Consider the following 18,998-nt stretch of genomic DNA (forward strand, 5'->3'; position numbering starts at 1 on the left):
TCGTTACACCTGCTCGGCAAGCAGTGCAGTGCGCTTGCCTTCCGTTTCGGTCACGTTTTCGGCGGGGATGTAGAAATCGCGTTTGTAGTTGAAGGTATGGCCGATCGCGACGACGAGCAGGGCGACGAAGGAGGCGACGACCAGCCACCACATGTACCAGATCAGGCCGAAGGCGAGCGCGACGCTGATGGCGGACAGGATCGCGCCGGTGCCGGTGTTTTTCGGCATATGGATCGGCTTGAAGCCGCCGAGCGGGCGCTCGTAGCCGCGGTTCTTCATGTCGTACCAGCTGTCATGATCATGCACGACGGGCGTCAGGGCGAAATTGTACTCCGGCGGCGGCGAGGAGGTCGACCATTCGAGCGTACGGCCGTCCCAGGGATCGCCGCTGTCGTCGCGCAATTCCTCGCGCTTCATGAAGCTGACGACGATCTGGATCAGGAAGCTGGCAATGCCAAGCGCGATCAGGCCGACACCGAAGGCGGCGACGATGAACCAGATCTGCAGCGAGGGATCGTCGAACTGGCTCATGCGGCGGGTGACGCCCATCAGGCCCAGCACATAGAGCGGCATGAAGGCGAACCAGAAACCGATCTGCCAGAACCAGAAGCTCATTTTGCCCCAGAAGGGATCGAGCTTGAAGCCGAAGGCCTTCGGGAACCAGTAGTTCACGCCGGCGAACATGCCGAAGAGAACGCCGCCGATGATGACGTTGTGGAAGTGGGCGATGAGGAACAACGAATTGTGCAGCACGAAGTCGGCCGGCGGCACCGCCAGCATGACGCCGGTCATGCCGCCGATGACGAAGGTCACCATAAAGCCGACCGTCCACAGCATCGGCACCTCGAAGCGGATGCGGCCGCGATACATGGTGAAGAGCCAGTTGAATATCTTCGCCCCTGTCGGGATGGAGATAATCATCGTGGTGATGCCGAAGAAGGAGTTGACGCTAGCGCCCGAGCCCATCGTGAAGAAGTGGTGCAGCCAGACGATGTAGGACAGGATCATGATCACGCAGGTCGCATAGACCATGGAGGCGTAGCCGAAGAGGCGTTTGCCGGAGAAGGTGGCGACCACTTCCGAGAAGATGCCGAAGGCCGGCAGCACGAGAATGTAAACCTCCGGATGGCCCCAGATCCAGATGAGGTTGATATACATCATCGGATTGCCGCCGAGGTCGTTGGTAAAGAAGTTCGTTCCCGCATAACGGTCGAGCGACAGCAGTGCGAGCGTGGCCGTCAGGATCGGGAAAGAGGCGACGATCAGCACGTTGGTGCAGAGCGCCGTCCAGGTGAAGACCGGCATCTTCATGAAGGTCATGCCCGGCGCGCGCATTTTGACGATGGTGGCGATCAGGTTGATGCCCGAAAGCGTCGTTCCGACACCGGCCACCTGCAGGCCCCAGATATAATAGTCGACGCCCACACCCGGACTATAGGCAGCGCCCGACAGCGGCGGGTAGGCAAGCCAGCCCGTCTGAGCGAATTCGCCGATGAAGAGCGACAGCATGATGATGATCGCGCCGGCGGTGGTCATCCAGAAGGAGAAATTGTTGAGGAAGGGGAAGGAGACGTCGCGCGCGCCGATCTGCAGCGGCACCACGAAGTTCATGAGGCCGGTGACGAAGGGCATCGCCACGAAGAAGATCATGATGACGCCGTGGGCGGTGAAGACCTGGTCGTAGTGGTGCGGCGGCAGGTAGCCCTCCGAACCGTTGAAGGCGATCGCCTGCTGGATGCGCATCAGGATCGCATCGGAAAAGCCGCGCAACAGCATGATGACGGCGAGGATCACATACATGATGCCGATCTTCTTGTGATCGACGCTGCAGATCCAGTCGTGCCAGAGCGGACCCCAGAACTTGAAATAGGTGATGGCGCCAAGCACGGCGAGGCCGCCGATGACGACGCCGATGAAGGTCACGACCAGGATCGGCTCGTGATAGGGGATAGCATCGAGGGTCAACCGGCCGAAGATGAACTTCAGGAGGTCAGGATTGGAAAACATGGAACAACCCGTTCATTATGTCTTGCGACGCAAAGCGCCAGGTTAATTGTTATTGTTGAGCTGCGCCGGCGCAGGATCGGCGCCATTGCTCATGCCGGGCATGGAATGACCCTGATGCTGCATGTCCATTCCGGGCATGCCCTGCATGCCGGGCATATCGTGCTGCATGCTGACGTTATCGGTGCTCTTCGGCGGCTCCGTCTGCGCCGGAGCGTCCGTTGCGGCGGGCATTACAGTGCCTTCGTCGGCGTGACGGTGGTCATATTGCAGCTTCTCGCGATTCTCAGCGCTTTCCTTGCCGCCGCCGCCCGTCATGTCGATGTGCATCATCTCGTTCATGCACATCTTGCCCGGTGTGGCGCACATATTGAGGATGGCGTTGTAAAGATCCGCATCGGCGCTGGCATAGTAGCGCACCGGCTCCTTCTCGCTCGGCTTTTCGAGCTTCAGATAGGCATCGCGGTTGAGCGCCGTGCCCTGCTGCTTGACCTGCGCCACCCAGGCATCGAAACCTTCGCGGTTGAGGCCATGGAATTTGAAGCGCATGTGCGAGAAGCCGGCGCCGCTGTAATTGGCGGAGAAGCCCTCATACTCGCCTTCCCGGTTGATCACGGCATGCAGCTTCGTCTCCATGCCGGGCATGGCATAGATCTGGCCGGCAAGGGCGGGGATATAGAAGGAGTTCATCACCGATGAAGAGGTGATCTTGAAATTGATCGGCATGTCGACCGGAGCGGCGAGCTCGTTGACGGTGGCAATGCCGAGTTCGGGATAGAAGAACAACCATTTCCAGTCGAGCGCCACGACCTCGACGGTCAGCGGCTTGGTATCCGCGGGAATGGTGCGCTGCGCATCGAGACGATCGAGCGGGCGATAAGGATCGAGCTTATGCGTGGAAATCCAGGTGACGGCGCCGAGCGCGATGATGATCGCAAGGGGTGCTGCCCAGATGACGATTTCAAGGCGGGTCGAATGGTGCCATTCCGGATCGTAGGTCGCGGCCGTGTTGGAGCGGCGGTAGCGCCAGGCGAAAAACAGCGTCAGGAAGATCACCGGAACGATGATCAGCAGCATCAGCACCGTCGAGATGACGATGAGATCGCGCTGTTGCATGGCGATATCGCCGGAAGGCGCCATGACCACCATGTTGCATCCTGCCAGGAAAAGCAGCGGCAAGACGGATAGAAGGCGGGAAAACTTCACGAGTTTTGGCACGTCTCTAAGCTCTTGTTGTTTCGTTCATTCCGCGACTAAAGCACTGAACCTGATAACGACATGAGGTGTTTGGTCGCAGTGCAGCAAGCATGCCGCAGTGCGGCAGAAATCATATGTACTACAGCTTTGAAATCCTGATGAAATCAAGAAGGATTTTCGCGTGCATGCCGTTTCCCCCAATATATCCGTAAGAGCCTGCCAGGCCAGCATTCCCGGGAAAAATCAGGGGCGGCATCACGCTATTTTTTCACTCCTGCCTGATTTTGAGCCGTGATGATGAACTATTTACGTCTTACGGGCTTGATAAGCCTGCAGGTTTGATCAAGATCAAGCTGAGGCGCCTTGCCGGAAGCGCCTCAAGGAGGAGGCGTTTCATGGCAACAGCATCGCATTACGGACCGTCGTCGTCATCGCTGGAACGCGACGCACGACGCATTCACGACGACAAGCCGGTTTCCCCGGGCAGCATCGCTGTCGGCGTGGTGATCGGCCGCATGTCGGAATTCTTTGATTTCTTCGTCTACGGTCTCGCCTCGGTCCTGGTCTTTCCACAGCTGGTCTTTCCCTTCGCGCCGGACCGGCTGACGGCCACGCTCTATTCCTTCGCTATCTTCTCGCTCGCCTTCCTGGCCCGCCCGGTCGGCTCCGTCGTCTTCATGACGATCGACCGGATGTACGGCCGCGGCACCAAGCTGACGATCGCGCTCTTCCTGCTCGGCGGCTCCACGGCCTCGATCGCGTTTCTGCCGGGTTATGACGAGATCGGCTTCTGGTCGATCGCGTTGCTGGCGCTCTTCCGTCTCGGACAGGGCTTTGCGCTCGGTGGCGCCTGGGACGGCCTTGCCTCGCTGCTCGCGCTCAATGCGCCGGCCAATCACCGCGGCTGGTATGCGATGATCCCGCAGCTCGGCGCGCCGATCGGTTTTGCGCTGGCAAGCATCCTGTTCGGCTATTTCGTCGCCAATCTTTCCAGTGAGGATTTCCTTTCCTGGGGTTGGCGCTATCCCTTCTTCGTCGCCTTCGCGATCAACGTCGTGGCGCTGTTTGCGCGTCTGCGCCTGGTCATGACCAAGGAATTCGGCACGCTCTTGGAGCAGCACGAGCTGGAAGCCGCGCCCATCCTGGAGGTGCTGCGCGTTCACGGCCGCGACATCCTGATCGGCGCCTTCGTGCCGCTCGCGAGCTTTGCCATGTTCCACCTCGTCACCATCTTCCCGCTTGGCTGGATGAGCCTTTACGGCAATCAGCCGATCGGTGCCTTCATGGTGGTGCAGGTGGTCGGCGCTATGGTCGGGATCGTCGCGATCATCACCTCGGGGTTGATCGCCGACCGTATCGGCCGGCGCGCACAGCTTGCCATCTGCGCGGTCATCATCGCCGTCTTCAGCTTCGTCGGGCCGATCCTGATCGCGTCGGGCAACAACGGCCATGACGCTTTCGTCATCATCGGCTTCGGCGTTCTCGGTCTTTCCTTCGGCCAGGCGACGGGTTCGATCTCGTCCCGTTTCGGCCGCGGCTATCGCTATACGGGCGCTGCCTTCACTTCGGACCTTGCCTGGCTGGTTGGCGCCGGTTTTGCGCCGCTGGTGGCCCTCAGCCTCTCCAGCCGCTTCGGCTTGACCTTCGTCGGCTACTATCTGCTGTCCGGCGCCATCTGCACGCTGGCGGCGCTCGCCTTCAGCAAGGCGCTGGAGCAGCGCGAATAGGCGGAGTTGAACGCACAGCCTGCATGGGAAACCATGCAGGTTTCGTTTCCGGACCTGCGCCATTCCAACTATTGAATGCATTGCAATCTATAATTAATTGCATATGATCGCCATCAGCGAGGATATGCCCATGACCCCGGAAACCATCGATCATTCGACCCTCTCCCGCCTTGTCGAAGCAGGAGCGATCGATGCCGCTCATGTCGTCGGCAAAACCGGCGGCTGGTCCGTCGTCATCCGCTACGGCAAGGCCGAGCGCCCGCTCGCTGCCCAGCGCAGCCGGCAGGTGCGTGTGTTCAAGCGCATGGATACTTTGGTTTCCTATCTCAAGGATGTCGGCATTTCGCAGTTCGATGTCGATGCGGCCGATTACGCTCCCGAGACAGCTTCGCGGCCGGATCGGGCTGCCGCGCTGCGTCGGACCCATGAGGCTGCGGAATACGACAAGTGGTTTCGGGAACAGGTCGAGGAAGCGATCCGGGAAGCCGATGATCCGAATGCGGTCTGGATTCCACACGAAGTCGTCAAGGAAGAGATGGCGCGCGAACGGGCAGAGCTGCTGGCGCGGCTTAAGGGCGAGACCAAGTGAAGCTCGTCTGGCGTGCGAAAGCTGAGTCCGATCGCAAAAGAGCAATTCAGTTTATCGCCGACCAGAATGTCCGCGCCGCATTAATTCAGCTTGATGAGATCGAGCGTCAGACCGATCTGCTCATCGATCAGCCGGAGATTGGCCGGCCCGGGCGAATCGATGGGACGCGTGAACTGGTCATTTCACGCACATCTTTTATCGTGATCTATCGTGTCCGCAAGGAAGTCAAACAAGTGGAAATCTTGCGCCTCGTTCACGGCGCGCAGCAATGACCGCCGAAATCCTGAAAAGCGTTTTACTGCGCCATCTGCGGCTGTTTCGCCGCCCTTGCCGCTGTCAGTTCGGCGGTGGTGTGGTTCAGGCGGTCGGCCAGTACGCGCATGATTTCGACTGCCATTTCGGGGAAGTCGCTCAGCAGCTTCAGGAAGTGCTCCTTGCTGATGCGCAGCACTTCGAGTGGGGAGGTGGCCCGCACCGTTGCCGTGCGCGAGACATCGCAGAGGATGGCGATCTCGCCGACGATGGAGTTGAGCTCGACATCGGCGACTTTGATCTCGCCGGCCGGAGAGGAAACGATGATATCGGCGCTCCCCGAAAGGATGACATAAGCGGCGTCGCCGACATCGCCCTGATGAAAGAGATCTTGACCGGCCTTGTAGGTCATGCGGTCGGAGGTGAAGGCCAAAAGCTTGAGTTTCGCCGGCGCAATCCTCGCAAAGATCGGCACCCGTCGCAGCATTTCGACTTCGTCTCTTAACAGCATGAGCGTTTTAACCCCCTGCCGCATGGTTCTTCGAACCAGGCGTCTTCAAATTCCGTGGCGTTCCGCCGGAACGCCTGCCATCGCCGCCCTAATAGAATATTACGATAACAGTTCCTTGAACATACCGTTTTTCTCGGAAAGCTCCGGATAGTTCCCGGCTTCCGCCAATCCGCCGCGGTCGAAGAGCAGGATCCGGTCGAACATCTCGGCGAGGCGCGCGTTGGTGAGCACCCAGATGATGGCCGGCCGGTGGCCTTCCTCGTGCAGGCCTTCGATGATGTTGCGGGTGATCTGATCCTGGACACGCTGATCGAGCGCCGAAAGCGGCCGGTTGAAGATGAAATAGTCCGAGCGCTTCAAGAGCGCGCGGGCAAGATTGAGCTTCTGCCGTTGCACCATGGTCAGCCGCTTGCCGCCTGAACCGACATCGAATTCGAGGCCGATCGAAAGTACGTCGTCATAAAGGTCGAGCGCGTCGAAGAGCTCGCCCATGATCGCGCGGATGCGGTCGGAGGCATCGGCCTGCTGATAGGCGATGCGGCCGAAGAGCACATTGTCCATCAGGCTTGCCGAAGGGGTGAAACGCTCGGCATCGTAGCGCTCGATCAGTTCGGCGAGATCGGCCGGAATATGCTCGTGGAACTGCTTGCGGGCACTGACGATCTTGTCCATCAGCTCGTTCGTCAACAAGCCGAAGCGGTGGCGCGGTTCGATATAGGCAAAGCTCAACCGGATGATGGCCGAGCGCTCCTCCGGCGTGGCGTCCTCGAAGCGCCGGCTTTGCAGCTTCTGCAACAGCGCCTGGTAGGTCGGAATGTCGTCCGCCGTCATGAAGGTCAGCTGTTGGAAGAAGGGATGATCCGGCGGCAGGTCGTGGAAGAGTTCCACGGCGTTCTCGGCGATTTCGAGGCCCATAGCATAGAGGTCGGTGCTGAGGCCGGTCTCACGGAACAGCTGCTGGAAGTAGGGGTGAGCCGCAAGCCTGCGATTGGTCATCAAAGGCCGCTTCATCGTGCCGAAGAGCAGGTTTTCGCCAACGGTCGCCTGGGCATTGTAGGCGTCGAAATCGAAAGGCACGACGATGCCGTCGAGACCCTCGTCACGCAGCCGGTCTCGCAACGACGCGCGCAGCGCCACGACGTGATCGCTGACCGCGACATGCACGTCGGTATTGACGTTCGAGCGCAGCGCCAGGTCGAGGATGTCCTGCGAGATCAGGACGGCGTCGAGCACCGGGCGGATGGCCTTCAGCAGATCTTCCGGCCCGTTGGCGCCGGCGGCCTTGTAGTCCACCCAGTCGCTGTTGAGGTCGAGTGTCGGATTGCCAGCCTTCACCGCTTCGATGGAATGCCATTTATATTCCTGCGCTTCCCTCTCGTCGTAGACGGCGTCGGTCATCGGCGCGTGCTTGAGGCCGTAGAGCAGATTGCTCGCCAGCGAGCCATGGAAGAAGAAAGTATCGGCCGAGGCATAGGAAATGCGGCGGCCAGTGATCGATTCCGGCAGGTCCAGGAGGTCGCGCCCATCAATGGTGATGCGGCCTGAATCCGGCCAGACCATGCGTCCGAGCGCTTCGGCGAAGGCTTCGGCGCCGCTGCCGTTCGGGCCGACGATCGCAACCGTCTCGTTCGGTTTGATTTCGACCGAGACGTGGTCGACGAGACGCGCGCCGCTGTCGTCGGAGAGTGTCAGGTTGGTGACAACAAGCGCGCTCGTCAGCGCGCCGACCGGGGTGATCGCCAGTTCCTGGATGCGGCTGTCGATCAACGGCTCGACGTTGAACTGCTCGTAGACCTGCTGGTACTTTACCTGCACGTCCTGGCGCATCTGGTCCCAGTCGATCAGTTCCTTGAGCGGACCGGGCAGGTCCTTGTAGGCCGATATGACGGCGACAAGCTGGCCGATGTCGAGTCTGCCCTGCAGCGCGAGATAACCGCCGATCGCGTAGAACAGGAAAGGCGTGACCTGGGCGAGGAAGTTGTTGATGAACTTCACCAGGAACTTCCACTGATACAGGTCGTAACGGATCGAGAAGATGCGGCCGAGCCGTGAGGCGATGTCGGCCCGTTCGAGGTTTGATGTGTCGTTGCCGTGTATCGTGCCGATGCCGTCGACGATTTCGCCGACGCGGCCGGAAAGCTCGCGCGCGGTCAGCTGCCGCTGGCGGCCGAGATCCAAGAGGCGCTTGCGCATGCGGGGGATGACGACCGCCTGCACGCCGACGATGCCGGCGGCGATCATGCCGAGCCAGAAATTTTGTACGATGATGAAGGCGAGCGCTGTGATCGCCTGGCCGCCGAGAAGGGCGGGCGAGACGAAGGCGTCGCCGGTGAAGCCGCCCATCGGCTCCACCTCGTCCTTGATCATGGTGGCGATCTCAGCCGATTTTACCCGCTTGAAATGGGCGGGCGGGAACCGCAGCACGCGGTCGATGAGCTCGAAGCGAATGCGGCGCAGCATGCGTTCGCCGAGCCGGCCCTTATAGGTGTTGATGTAGAATTTGAAGAGGCCGTTCAGGACGACCAGCGTCAGAAACACCAGGCTGAGAGCCATCAGCATCTGGAAGCGGTTGAGCTGCAGACCTTGAAAGAATTCCACATGGCCGATCAGCGGAATGTCGTAGGCGATATGCATGAAGGTCTGCGTTGCGCCGGGACCTTCGAAGCCATCGCCCTGAATCGGCCCGTTGACGATCTGCTTCGGCAGGTCGAAGGACAGGAAGTAGGGAATCATCGAGGCGGCGACGACAGCCAGGATCCACAGCTGCTGCAGCCGCGTGTTCTTCCAGATGTAGCGGGCGAGGCTTTTTTCCATGGCTAACCGTCAGCTGCTGGGAAATTCCGGGGGTGCGATCCGGGCGCCGGGATGGAAGGAGTTCTCGAGAACAGGACCATGCAGCGGACCGCCGATATCGCAATGAAAACAAGGCGAAGCGACCGGCCGAAAAAATGCCGATTCTCGCCGGAATATTGCTTATATCACAGGAATTTTGGATTGGGCGAGCGATTCGGCAATCATGGAGCGAATGATGGCCGCCGTTTTCTCCGCCCCTTCGAGATCGAGCTGCATCGGCCCCCGCCGGGGCGCTGCAAGCGCCTTTTCGACAGCTTCTTTCACGTGGTCGGGCGTCAGTCCTTTTTCCGGCAGGATGTCGGCGAGGCCGAGCGCCTGCAGCCGCTCGGCGCGCACTGTCTGCTCCGTCTCGCCACCGGCGACGAAGGGGATGAGGATCGCCCGGCATTTGGTGCGCAAGAGGTCGCCGACTGTATTGTAGCCCGCTTGCGAGATCGAGACCTTGGCGCCCCGCAGCAGCGAGGGAAAATCCTTGCGGAAGCGCACCAGGGTCACGTTCGGGGCCGCATCGCGCGATAGCGCGGCAAAATCGGCCTCGGGCAGATTCGGTCCTGATATCAGCAGCCACCGAAGATTGGCGGGCATCATCGCCGCCGCCTCCTTTGCCGCGCCGATCAGTTCGGCGCCGACCGCACCGCCACCCGCTGAGGCGATGATATCGAATGTCTCGATCGGCTCCGGCGCCGGCGGCGCTGCGACGAGGCCGGTGTACCGCAGCCTGTCGGCGATCTCCGAGGTCAGCGGGAAAGTATCTTCGAGCCTGACGAAACCGGGGTCGCCATGGATGAGCACGGCATCGAAATGATCCCTGACAAGGGCGGCGGTCTCGGCATCGCGGCCGGCCTTGCGGTTTTCCTGTAGGATGTCACGCACCGAACTTAGGAGTTTCGGGCGCGGTTCGGCCTTGCCGATCGCCTCGAGCAGCGGCAGCAGTTCGAAGCGCATCTGACGCCGGCCGAAGGGAAAGGCCTCTATGATGACGACATTGGGCCTTGCGGCATGGAAAGCGTCGAGCAGCAGCTGGCGACGGGCATTGAGGAAAGCCTCGTCCGCCGGCCGGCCATCGGCATCAGCGAGGCCGGAAAAGCCCGCATTGCTGGCAACGACCGCCGGCAAAGCCACGGTCTTCACGCCTTCGCCGGGGAAACCCGGCACCGGCAGGCCGCCGGTCACGACGGTCACATCGAAACCGTTCTTGGCAAGCGCATTGGCGATGCGGCTGGCGCGGGCGATGTGACCGATGCCGAGCAGATGCTGGACATAGAAGAAGATACGCGGTGCCGTCATGACGCCTTCTGCCATTCGGCCTCGAACAGACCGGTGAGCTGTCGGATGCTGGAGTGATAGTCGAACTCTTCGCGCACGCGCCTTTCGGCGGCGTCGCCAAGGCGCTTGCGCAGCGCCGGATCGCGGATTGCCGCTTCCAGCGCCCGGGCGAGCAGCGCCGGATCCTCCGGCGGCACGACGAGACCGTTCTCGCCGTTGTTCAGCAGTTCCGGCACGCCGGATACAGCGGTCGAGAGGCAGACGAGCCGCTGGCTCGATGCCTCGACCAACACGTTCGGCAGGCCGTCGCGGTCACCATTGCCGGCAATCCGGCACGCGAGCGCGAAGATGTCGGCGCGGCGATAGTGATCGAGCACGTCTTCCTGCGCCATGGCGCCCTTCCAGACGATGCGGCCGGAGAGGCCGAGTTCGGCGGCGAGCGCCTTCAGCTTCGAAAGCTCCTCGCCGCCGCCGATATGGCCCATGCGCCAATGGAGGTCTGCCGGCAGAAGTGCCAGCGCACGCAGCAACACGTCGTAGCCTTTTTTCTCGACGGCGCGGCCGACGCTGAGGATGAAGGCGGGATCGTCCGGATTGCTGCCGGTCCGGTTCGAGCGCTCGCCGGCAAAATGGCCGAATCGTGCAAGGTCGAGACCGTGGTAACTCAGGTGCACCGCCTCCTTGCGTGGCGTCAGTGTGCGCATGTGCTCGTAGCCGGTCCTGGTGCAGGTGACGGTCCAGCGCGCGCTACCGAGCTTCTCGTGCAGTTCCCAGTCGGGCGACGTCCAAATGTCCTTGGCGTGCGCGGAACATGTCCAGGGTGTCCCGGTCAGGATGCTCGCATATTCCGTCACCGAGGCCGGCGTGTGGATGAAATGGGCATGCAGCCATTCGCCCCCGTCGGGCCATTCGCGCGCGAGCACCAGCGCCTGGCCGAGCCGGCGGAAGCGATTGCGGGAAATATCGCGCTTGAGGTCGGCGAAGAAGCGTTTCATCAGCGCCTTGAAGCCGGTTTTCGAAAAACCGGCGAACAGGCCTTTCAGCACGCGGATCGGCTCCTCGTGCAGATATTCCGGGAGATAGACGACGCGCGCCCTGATCTCGTCATGCACGGGATGACGCTTCTTGTCGGTCGGCCGGCGCATCGAAATCAGGGTCAGGTCGAAGCCGGCCTTTTCGAGGCCGAGCAATTCCTGGGCGATGAAGGTTTCCGAAAGGCGGGGATAGCCTTTCAGCACGACGAGGATCTTGCGGCGTGGCGGCAAGGCTTTGCCCTATTCTGCGCCGACGACGGCAAGGTGGCTGCCGCGGCTGTCGAGCCAACGGCCGACGGTCTGCGAAATATGGTCGAGCCCCTCGAGGCGCATATTGCTGCCGGTCTTCGACGGCGGCAAGCGGGAGGGCAGGCGCTTCAGCGCCTCGGCCATAACAGTGGGATCGACCGACTGGTCCGGCAGCAGCATGTCGACGAGGCCGAGTTCGCTAGCGCGCTGGGCGCGCAGCAACTGCTCCTCGCGCGGCTTGACGCGCGGCACGATAAGCGCGGGTTTATCGAAGGAGAGGATCTCGCAATAGGTGTTGTAGCCGCCCATGGCGACGACGCCGGTAGCGCCGGCGATCAGCTCCTCCATATGATTGTCGAACTCGATCACCTCGATATAGGGAATGGCTTCCCCCTTCTGCACCAGCTTGGCGCGCTCGGCGGCCGGCATATAAGGCCCGAGCACGACGAGCGCTTTCTGCGTCAGAGTCGGATCGGCCTCGTAGGCGTTCAAGACGTCGTGGACGAGATCGGAGCCGTCGCCGCCGCCGCCTGTCGTGACGAGCAGGTAATTGTCCTTGCGGGCGTTGATCGAACTTTTGCCCTTGGAGACGCTGCGCTGAAGGAAGCCGACGAAATCCATCTTCCGGCGCAGGCTGGCCGGTACGTCGAGACCAACAAGCGGATCGTAGAAGTCAGGCGGACCGTAGACCCAGACACTGTCATAATATTGGTCGATCTTCTGCATGATGCTGTTCTTCTTCCACTCGGCTTCGAGCAGATGCGGCGCATCCATGATCTCGCGCAGGCCAAGCACCAGCACGGTGCCGCGGGCCTTGAGGTAGGCGAGCGTATCCTCGACCTCACCCTTCAGCCCCATCGGTTCCTTGTCGACGATGAAGATATCGGGCTGGAAGGTCTCGGCCGTGTGGCGAATGCTCGATTCGCGCATCTTCAACGTCTCGTGCAGGTCGATGTGGCTTGCGAGCGACGTATATTCGCCGTTGCGGAGCTTGATGACGCTCGGGATCTTCACGAAGTCGACACGGGCGCGGTAGTCGAAGGCGCCGGCGATCGTCGCACCCGAAATGATGAGGATGTTGAGGCCGCGATAATCCTCGACCAGCGCATGGGCGATGGCGCGACAGCGGCGCAGGTGGCCGAGACCGAAAGTGTCGTGGCTGTACATGAGGATGCGTGCATCTTCGAGACGTCTGGCCATAGGCGTTCCCTTTGGGGTGACGAACATAGTTAGCACCCCCACCGTCCGGAGGCCACGAGGCGGGGGCGATGCCGGGAGGCGCCGCCGAGCTTCCCGCTATTTGTAGGGATCTGCCGCATCACGCAAGCCGTCTCCCAGAAAGTTGAACGCCAAAATGACAAGAACAACAGGAATGATCGGATAGAGCAGCCATGGATAGAAGGCGATGACGCTGACGCTTTTGGCTTCGGTCAGCAGAATGCCCCAGCTGGTGATCGGCGGACGAAGGCCGAGGCCGAGGAAGGAGAGCGCGGTCTCGCCGAGGATCATGCCCGGGATCGAAATCGTCGCCGAGGCAATGAGATGCGACATGAAGCCCGGCACCAGATGCCGCCCGATGATGCGCGGCGTGCTGGCGCCCATCAGCTGTGCCGCCTGTACGTAATCCTCTTCGCGCAGCGCGAGCAGTTTGGAGCGCACGGCGCGCGCCAGCCCGGTCCAGTCGATGATGCCGAGGATGACGGTGATGCCGAAATAGATGACGATCGGGCTCCACGTCACCGGCATGATGGCAGCAAGCGCCATCCACAGCGGCAGGCTCGGCAGCGATTGCAGCACTTCGATCAGGCGTTGGACGATGAGATCGAAAACGCCGCCCCAATAACCGGCAAGGCCGCCGATGACGATGCCGAGCACGAAGCTGATCGAAATGCCGATGAGGCCGATCGTCAGCGATATGCGCGCGCCATAGAGGATGCGCGAGAGCACGTCACGGCCGAGCCGGTCGGTGCCGAGCAGGAACATCTGTCCGCCGACCGCCGGGCAGACGAGATGATAGTTCGAGGCGACGAGCCCCCAGAACCTGTAGGAATCGCCGCGGCAGAAGAAGCGGATCGGCTGTACATCATTCGGCTTGTCGGCATAGACGCGGCGCAGCGTATCGATATCGAGCGTCATGCTGCGGCCATAGACGAAGGGACCGACGAAGTTGCCCTTGTCAAAGAAATGGACAGTCTGCGGCGGGGCATGGATGTAATCGACATTGCGCGTGTGCAGGCCGTAGGGCGCCAGGAACTCGACGATCAGGATCATCAGGTAGACGGCGGCAAGAAAGATGCCGGAGGTCAAGGCCAGCCGGTGCTGCTTGAACTTCCACCACATGAGCTGCTTCTGCGAGGCGAGATGGATGCGCGATTGCGCCGCCGTCATGGTCTCGGTCGCGTGCGGGTCGAAAGGGGCGGTCGAGACGTAGTGGGGAAGCGGCGCGCCGGGTGCGGGAAGGGGCGACATTATTTGGTGCTCCTGCCTTGCAGACGGATGCGGGGATCGAGGAAGCCGAGCGCGATGTCCGAGATAAGCACGCCGATGACGTTGAGGAAGGCGAGGAACATCAGGAAGGAGCCTGCGAGGTACATGTCCTGGCTTTGCAGCGCCTTGATGAGCATCGGTCCCGTCGTCTCGAGCGACAGGACGATCGCGACGATTTCGGCGCCCGAGATGATCGATGGCAGGATCGAGCCGATATCGGCGATGAAGAAATTGAGCGCCATGCGCAGCGGATATTTGACCAGCGCCCGCATCGGATGCAGGCCCTTGGCGCGGGCGGTCGTCACATACTGCTTCTGCATCTCGTCGAGCAGATTGGCGCGCAGCCGCCGGATCATGCCCGCCGTTCCCGCCGTGCCGACGATGATGACCGGGATCCAGAGATGCGCCAGGATCGACTTCGCCTTCGCCCAGCTCATCGGCTCGTTGAGATATTGCTGATCCATCAGATGGCCGATCGACAGCCCGAACCAGACATTGGCGAAATACATCAGGATCAGCGCCAGCATGAAGTTCGGAATGGCAATGCCGAGCAGGCCGAGGAAGGTCAGCCCGTAATCACCCCAGCTGTACTGGTGCGTGGCCGAATAGATGCCGATGGGGAATGCGATCAGCCAGGTGAGCAGAATCGTCGTGAAGGAGACGAGGATCGTCAGCCACAGGCGGTCGCCGACCACGTCGGAAACCGGCAGCTGATATTCGAAGGAATAGCCGAAGTCGCCATGCAGCATGCCGCCGACCCAGTAGAAATAACGCACGATTTCCGGCTTGTCGAAGCCGTATTGCTGGCGCATCTCCTCGATTTCCTGGAGATTGGCCGTCTCGCCGGAGGCGCGCAGCTCGGCGATCTGGCTCTCGAAGAAGTCGCCCGGCGGCAGTTCGATGATGGTAAAGACCAGCGCCGAAATGACGAAGAGGGTCGGCACCATGGCGGCGATGCGCCAGAGAATATATCTGAGCACGCCTAGGCCTCCTTGTACCAGAATGTATCCGGCATGTAGATGCCGAGATAGGAGGTGGGATCGAAGCCGTAGAGCGCTTTTTCGGGCAGATTCTGCAGCTTGGCAGATCGAAGGATCGGCTGCAGCGTGGCGTTGATGAGGCCGATCGAGAAGACCTGCTGCGTATAGAGCGACAGCATCTTGTGCCAGATCACCTGACGTTCCTCGAATTTCGCCGTCGAACCCCATTGGCCGAGCAGATCGACCAGTTCGGCCGCTTCCGGCAGGTCGGGCGCCGCACCTTCCTGGCCGGCGGAGAGGTAATGCATGCCCCAGAGCGGCCATTGCAGCTGATCGTCGAGCGTCGGTGCAAGTCCGGAGGGCGACATGTCGGCCGTCGGCACCCCGTTGTCGAGGCCGTACCAGATCGACATCATGATCGTGCCGCTCATGGCGCGGTTGCGGAAGACATCGCGCTGCGAGGTGCGGGTATAGAGCGCAAGGCCGATATTGGCCCAGTGATCGTGCACCAGCTCCAGCACGTCGGTATCGAGGTTGCTCTCGCCTGCGGTCTCGACGGTGATCTCGGCGCGTCGCCCGTCCGGCAGCAGCCGGATGCCGTCATCGCCGCGCTTGGCCAGGCCAAGCTCGTCGAGCAGGCGGTTGGCCTCGTCGGGATCGAATTTCACGTAGGCGTCGGCATACTCCTGTCTAAAGAGGGGGCTGTCGGGCAGAACGGTATCGGCGCTTGGCGTGCCGAGGCCGTAGAAAGCGACCATGTTGATCTCGTGCCGATCGATCGCCAACGAGAGCGCCCGGCGCAGGCGCACGTCGCGGAACAGGCCGCGCCACACCTCGTCGGCGCAGTTGAGGTTCGGCAGCAGCGTGATGCGCGAGCCGCGCGCGACCTTCCAAAGATTGACCTTCACGGGGAAACGCTTCTCGGCCTCCTTCAGGAAGGTGTAGTCGTTGAAATCGATGCCGGTCGCCTGCAGATCGGCTTCGCCGGCCCCCGCCTTGGCGGCAATGATCGACGAGGAGGAGACATTGAGAATGAATCGGTCGAGATAGGGAAGCTGCCTGCCGGTTTCGTCGACGCGATGGAAGAACGGGTTTCGATCGAAGACGAACTGCTCGGACGGCAGCGGCGTCGTATTGCGCCAGGGATCGAGCGTCGGCAGGTTCGGATTCTCAGGGCGGTAGGACCGCGCCATCTTGATATGCAGGTCCTGCCATTTTTTGACGCGGTTGGCCTGCATCATCTGTTCCATTTTCGCCTGGTCCGGCTGGAACTTCTTGTGGAACTGCTTGAGATAATGCGCCGGCCCGACGATGACGAGCGGTATGGGACCTGCCAAGGTCGGCAGGAACATCGGGTTGGGTTTTTCCCAGGTGTAGCGCACGGTCAGCGGATCGAGCATTTCGAAGCGCGGGAGCGCGCCGTGCGGGCGAAGCTCCAGCGCGCCGCCGCCGGGCGTCAGCTTGTCGTTCAGGATGACGTCTTCCCACCAATAGCGAAAATCGTCGGCCGTGAACGGCTCGCCGTCGGACCATTTATGGCCGTCGCGCAGCGTGAAGGTGAAGACCGTATCGTCCTCGGAATGGAAATCGGCCAGGATATCGGGCTGGAACTGCAGGTGCTTGTCATAGCCGACGAGACGGGCATAGCCGTAAATCGTCATGAAACGTATGTCGCGCTGGCCACCGATGATGGTGCGCACGGTGCCGCCATAGGCGCCAGGCTCGAGCCCCATCTCCTTCAGGTTGACGATGCGCGGACGGGTGGGAATGCGCTCGGCCATCGGCGGCAGGCTGCCGGCGGCGAGCCGCTCCTTGAGGAATTCCGGTTCGACGGCCTGTTGGGCCCGAAGCACCGTGGGCGCGATCGCAGCACCCACGAGGCCGCCGAGGAAAGTGCGACGCGTCACCATCAGCGCAACTCCTTGGCATCGGCGCCTTTGCGGGCGCGCACCAGATGGCCGTCGCCTAAGTCGGCATAGGCAAGCTCGGAGGCGTCGTCATGCTCGGCGGTGAAGGTCTTGCCCCAGTTCTGCTTGTCGGCGGCTCCATTTTTCCGGAGCGCCTTGAAATCGAGCGGCCGGTCGAGATCGGGGAAGGGGACGGCGGCGAGCAGCGATTTCGTATAGGGGTGCACTGGGTCGCGCAGGATGATCTCGCGCGGGGCGATTTCGACGATCCGGCCCTTGCACATCACAGCGATGCGGTCGGCCATGTAATCGACGACGGCGAGATTGTGCGAGATGAAGAGATAGGTCAGCCCCAGCTCCTTCTGCAGGTCCTTCAGCAGGTTGAGGATCTGCGCCTGGACGGAGACATCGAGGGCCGAAACCGGTTCGTCGAGAATGACGAGCTTAGGCCCGAGCGCCAGAGCGCGCGCGATGCCGATGCGCTGGCGCTGGCCGCCGGAAAAGCTGTGCGGATAGCGGCTGAGATAACGCTTGTCGAGGCCGATCGCACCCATCAGGCCCTCGACCTTGCGCTTGCGCTCGGCGCTGTCGCCGCGGTCGTGGATCTCCAGGGGTTCGCTGAGGATGTTGCGCACCGTCATGCGCGGCGAAAGCGAGGAGACGGGATCCTGGAACACCATCTGGATCTTGGTGCGCATTTCCTGGAGTTCGGCACCTTTGACGGAAAGCACGTCGATCACGTCCTTGCCGTCGTTGAACACGACCGCGCCGTTATCAGGCGTGATGGCGCGCATCAGGATCTTGCTGAGCGTGGTCTTGCCGCAGCCGGACTCGCCGACCAGGCCGAGACATTCGCCGCGGCGGATGTCGAAGCTGACGTCGTCGACGGCGTGCACGACGGCGGCTTCCTGCTTGCCGAGGAAGCTCCGCTTGCGCGTTCTGTAGGTTTTCGAGAGATTGGCGACCGAAAGCAGCACGCCCGGCGCTTCCGCCTGCACCGGCTTCTTCTTGCCGACGAGCGTTTCGAGATTGACCGGCACGTCGCGCAGCGCCTTCAGCCGCTCGCCGGGCCTCATGTCAAAATGCGGAACGGCCGCCATCAGGGCCTTGAGATAGGGATGCTGCGGATTGCGGAAGATCGCCTCGACCGGCCCCGCCTCCATGATCTCGCCGTGATAGATGACGACCACCTCGTCGGCCATGTTGGCGACGATGCCGAGATCGTGAGTGATCAGCAGCATCGCCATGCCGAGCTTGGCCTGCAGGTCGCGGAGCAATTCGAGGATCTGCGCCTGGATCGTCACGTCGAGCGCGGTCGTCGGCTCGTCGGCGATCAGGAGCGCCGGCTTGCAGATCAGCGCCATGGCGATCATCGCGCGCTGGCGCATGCCGCCTGACAATTCGAACGGGTACATGTCGTAAGTGCGGCGCGGATTGGAGAAGCCGACGAGCCCGAGCATCTCCTCGGTCCTTGCTCGTGCTTCCTGCTTGTCGACGTCAGTATGGATCAGCAGGACTTCGCTGATCTGGTTACCGACCGTATGCAGCGGCGAGAGCGAGGTCATCGGCTCCTGGAAGATCGTCGCCATGCGCTTGCCGCGCAGATCGCGCATCTCCTCGCTGTCGCGCGGCAGCGACAGGATATCGGTGGCGCTGCCGTCGAGCGGATCGGTGAAGAGGATGCGGCCGGAGGCCTTGGCCGGATTGGGCAGGATGCCCATGACGGACTGGCTGATCACCGATTTGCCGGAGCCGGATTCACCGACGAGAGCGGTGACTTTACCCGGAAGAATGCGAAGATTGGCTTCCTTTACGACGCGCAGCCGGTCGCCGAAAACCGAAAAGGAGACGTCGAGATTTTCAATACGCAACAGATCTGCCGCAGACGCCATACCAATGAAATTCCCCAGTCTTCTATGTTCCCGTTAAGGCACACTATCGT

At 61.6% G+C, this 18,998-nt stretch carries 14 protein-coding genes; 3 read left to right on the forward strand and 11 right to left on the reverse strand.

Going from position 1 to position 18,998, the window contains the following annotated elements:
* Positions 1 to 3: 3 nt before the first annotated feature.
* Both cyoB and cyoA read right to left on the reverse strand, forming a co-directional pair.
* A complete protein-coding gene (cyoB, locus tag NE852_RS24060; RefSeq protein WP_008531588.1) occupies positions 4 to 2,007 on the reverse strand; it encodes a cytochrome o ubiquinol oxidase subunit I in 2,004 nt (667 codons plus the stop codon).
* 42 nt (positions 2,008 to 2,049) lie between these two features.
* The gene (gene cyoA, locus NE852_RS24065) at positions 2,050 to 3,222 is read right to left on the reverse strand and encodes a ubiquinol oxidase subunit II (RefSeq protein WP_037173408.1); all 1,173 of its coding nucleotides are present in this window, start codon (positions 3,220 to 3,222) and stop codon (positions 2,050 to 2,052) included.
* A gap of 374 nt (positions 3,223 to 3,596) precedes the next feature.
* Here cyoA and NE852_RS24070 point away from each other — a divergent pair, with 374 nt between their 5' ends.
* The 3 genes from NE852_RS24070 to NE852_RS24080 all read left to right on the forward strand — a co-directional run bounded on the left by NE852_RS24070 (position 3,597) and on the right by NE852_RS24080 (position 5,789).
* A complete protein-coding gene (locus NE852_RS24070; protein WP_258156799.1) occupies positions 3,597 to 4,928 on the forward strand; it encodes an MFS transporter in 1,332 nt (443 codons plus the stop codon).
* A 130-nt stretch (positions 4,929 to 5,058) separates the two neighbouring features.
* Positions 5,059 to 5,517, forward strand: a complete 459-nt coding sequence (locus NE852_RS24075; protein ID WP_258156800.1) for a hypothetical protein — start codon at positions 5,059 to 5,061, stop codon at positions 5,515 to 5,517.
* A complete protein-coding gene (locus tag NE852_RS24080) occupies positions 5,514 to 5,789 on the forward strand; it encodes a type II toxin-antitoxin system RelE/ParE family toxin (RefSeq protein ID WP_008537990.1) in 276 nt (91 codons plus the stop codon). The genes NE852_RS24075 and NE852_RS24080 overlap by 4 nt, the downstream gene beginning before the upstream one ends.
* Before the next feature lie 23 nt (positions 5,790 to 5,812).
* Here NE852_RS24080 and NE852_RS24085 read toward each other — a convergent pair whose 3' ends face one another.
* The 9 genes from NE852_RS24085 to NE852_RS24125 form a co-directional block, all read right to left on the reverse strand.
* The gene (locus NE852_RS24085) at positions 5,813 to 6,280 is read right to left on the reverse strand and encodes a cyclic nucleotide-binding domain-containing protein (RefSeq protein WP_258156801.1); all 468 of its coding nucleotides are present in this window, start codon (positions 6,278 to 6,280) and stop codon (positions 5,813 to 5,815) included.
* 99 nt (positions 6,281 to 6,379) lie between these two features.
* Positions 6,380 to 9,094 (reverse strand): ABC transporter ATP-binding protein, encoded by a 2,715-nt coding sequence (locus NE852_RS24090; protein ID WP_008531600.1) that lies wholly within the window; start codon positions 9,092 to 9,094, stop codon positions 6,380 to 6,382.
* A 159-nt stretch (positions 9,095 to 9,253) separates the two neighbouring features.
* The gene (locus tag NE852_RS24095; RefSeq protein ID WP_008531601.1) at positions 9,254 to 10,420 is read right to left on the reverse strand and encodes a glycosyltransferase family protein; all 1,167 of its coding nucleotides are present in this window, start codon (positions 10,418 to 10,420) and stop codon (positions 9,254 to 9,256) included.
* Positions 10,417 to 11,664: a glycosyltransferase gene (locus NE852_RS24100; RefSeq protein WP_258156802.1), complete on the reverse strand. Its 1,248-nt coding sequence runs from the start codon at positions 11,662 to 11,664 to the stop codon at positions 10,417 to 10,419. Before NE852_RS24100 ends, NE852_RS24095 begins: the two co-directional genes overlap by 4 nt.
* Positions 11,665 to 11,673: 9 nt before the next feature.
* A complete protein-coding gene (locus tag NE852_RS24105; protein ID WP_008531605.1) occupies positions 11,674 to 12,882 on the reverse strand; it encodes a glycosyltransferase family protein in 1,209 nt (402 codons plus the stop codon).
* A 96-nt stretch (positions 12,883 to 12,978) separates the two neighbouring features.
* A complete protein-coding gene (locus tag NE852_RS24110) occupies positions 12,979 to 14,151 on the reverse strand; it encodes an ABC transporter permease (RefSeq protein WP_258156803.1) in 1,173 nt (390 codons plus the stop codon).
* A complete protein-coding gene (locus tag NE852_RS24115; protein WP_008531609.1) occupies positions 14,151 to 15,149 on the reverse strand; it encodes an ABC transporter permease in 999 nt (332 codons plus the stop codon). The genes NE852_RS24110 and NE852_RS24115 overlap by 1 nt, the downstream gene beginning before the upstream one ends.
* Positions 15,150 to 15,151: 2 nt before the next feature.
* On the reverse strand, positions 15,152 to 17,059 hold the full coding sequence (locus tag NE852_RS24120; RefSeq protein WP_258156804.1) for an ABC transporter substrate-binding protein: 1,908 nt from the start codon (positions 17,057 to 17,059) through the stop codon (positions 15,152 to 15,154).
* Entirely contained in the window at positions 17,059 to 18,948 is a 1,890-nt protein-coding gene (locus tag NE852_RS24125) for an ABC transporter ATP-binding protein (protein WP_258156805.1), read from the reverse strand. The genes NE852_RS24120 and NE852_RS24125 overlap by 1 nt, the downstream gene beginning before the upstream one ends.
* Positions 18,949 to 18,998: the final 50 nt, after the last annotated feature.

Origin of the sequence: Rhizobium sp. Pop5, assembly GCF_024721175.1 — a bacterium.
Taxonomy (GTDB): Bacteria; Pseudomonadota; Alphaproteobacteria; order Rhizobiales; family Rhizobiaceae; genus Rhizobium.

Excerpts from the sequence above, each read along its gene's own strand:
- cyoB (WP_008531588.1), bottom strand. The coding sequence starts at position 2,007 with ATGTTTTCCAATCCTGACCTCCTGAAGTTCATCTTCGGCCGGTTGACC.
- NE852_RS24075 (WP_258156800.1), top strand. The coding sequence starts at position 5,059 with ATGACCCCGGAAACCATCGATCATTCGACCCTCTCCCGCCTTGTCGAA.
- NE852_RS24125 (WP_258156805.1), bottom strand. The coding sequence starts at position 18,948 with ATGGCGTCTGCGGCAGATCTGTTGCGTATTGAAAATCTCGACGTCTCC.
- NE852_RS24085 (WP_258156801.1), bottom strand. The coding sequence starts at position 6,280 with ATGCTGTTAAGAGACGAAGTCGAAATGCTGCGACGGGTGCCGATCTTT.
- NE852_RS24105 (WP_008531605.1), bottom strand. The coding sequence starts at position 12,882 with ATGGCCAGACGTCTCGAAGATGCACGCATCCTCATGTACAGCCACGAC.
- NE852_RS24095 (WP_008531601.1), bottom strand. The coding sequence starts at position 10,420 with ATGACGGCACCGCGTATCTTCTTCTATGTCCAGCATCTGCTCGGCATC.
- NE852_RS24090 (WP_008531600.1), bottom strand. The coding sequence starts at position 9,094 with ATGGAAAAAAGCCTCGCCCGCTACATCTGGAAGAACACGCGGCTGCAG.
- NE852_RS24110 (WP_258156803.1), bottom strand. The coding sequence starts at position 14,151 with ATGTCGCCCCTTCCCGCACCCGGCGCGCCGCTTCCCCACTACGTCTCG.
- NE852_RS24120 (WP_258156804.1), bottom strand. The coding sequence starts at position 17,059 with ATGGTGACGCGTCGCACTTTCCTCGGCGGCCTCGTGGGTGCTGCGATC.
- NE852_RS24070 (WP_258156799.1), top strand. The coding sequence starts at position 3,597 with ATGGCAACAGCATCGCATTACGGACCGTCGTCGTCATCGCTGGAACGC.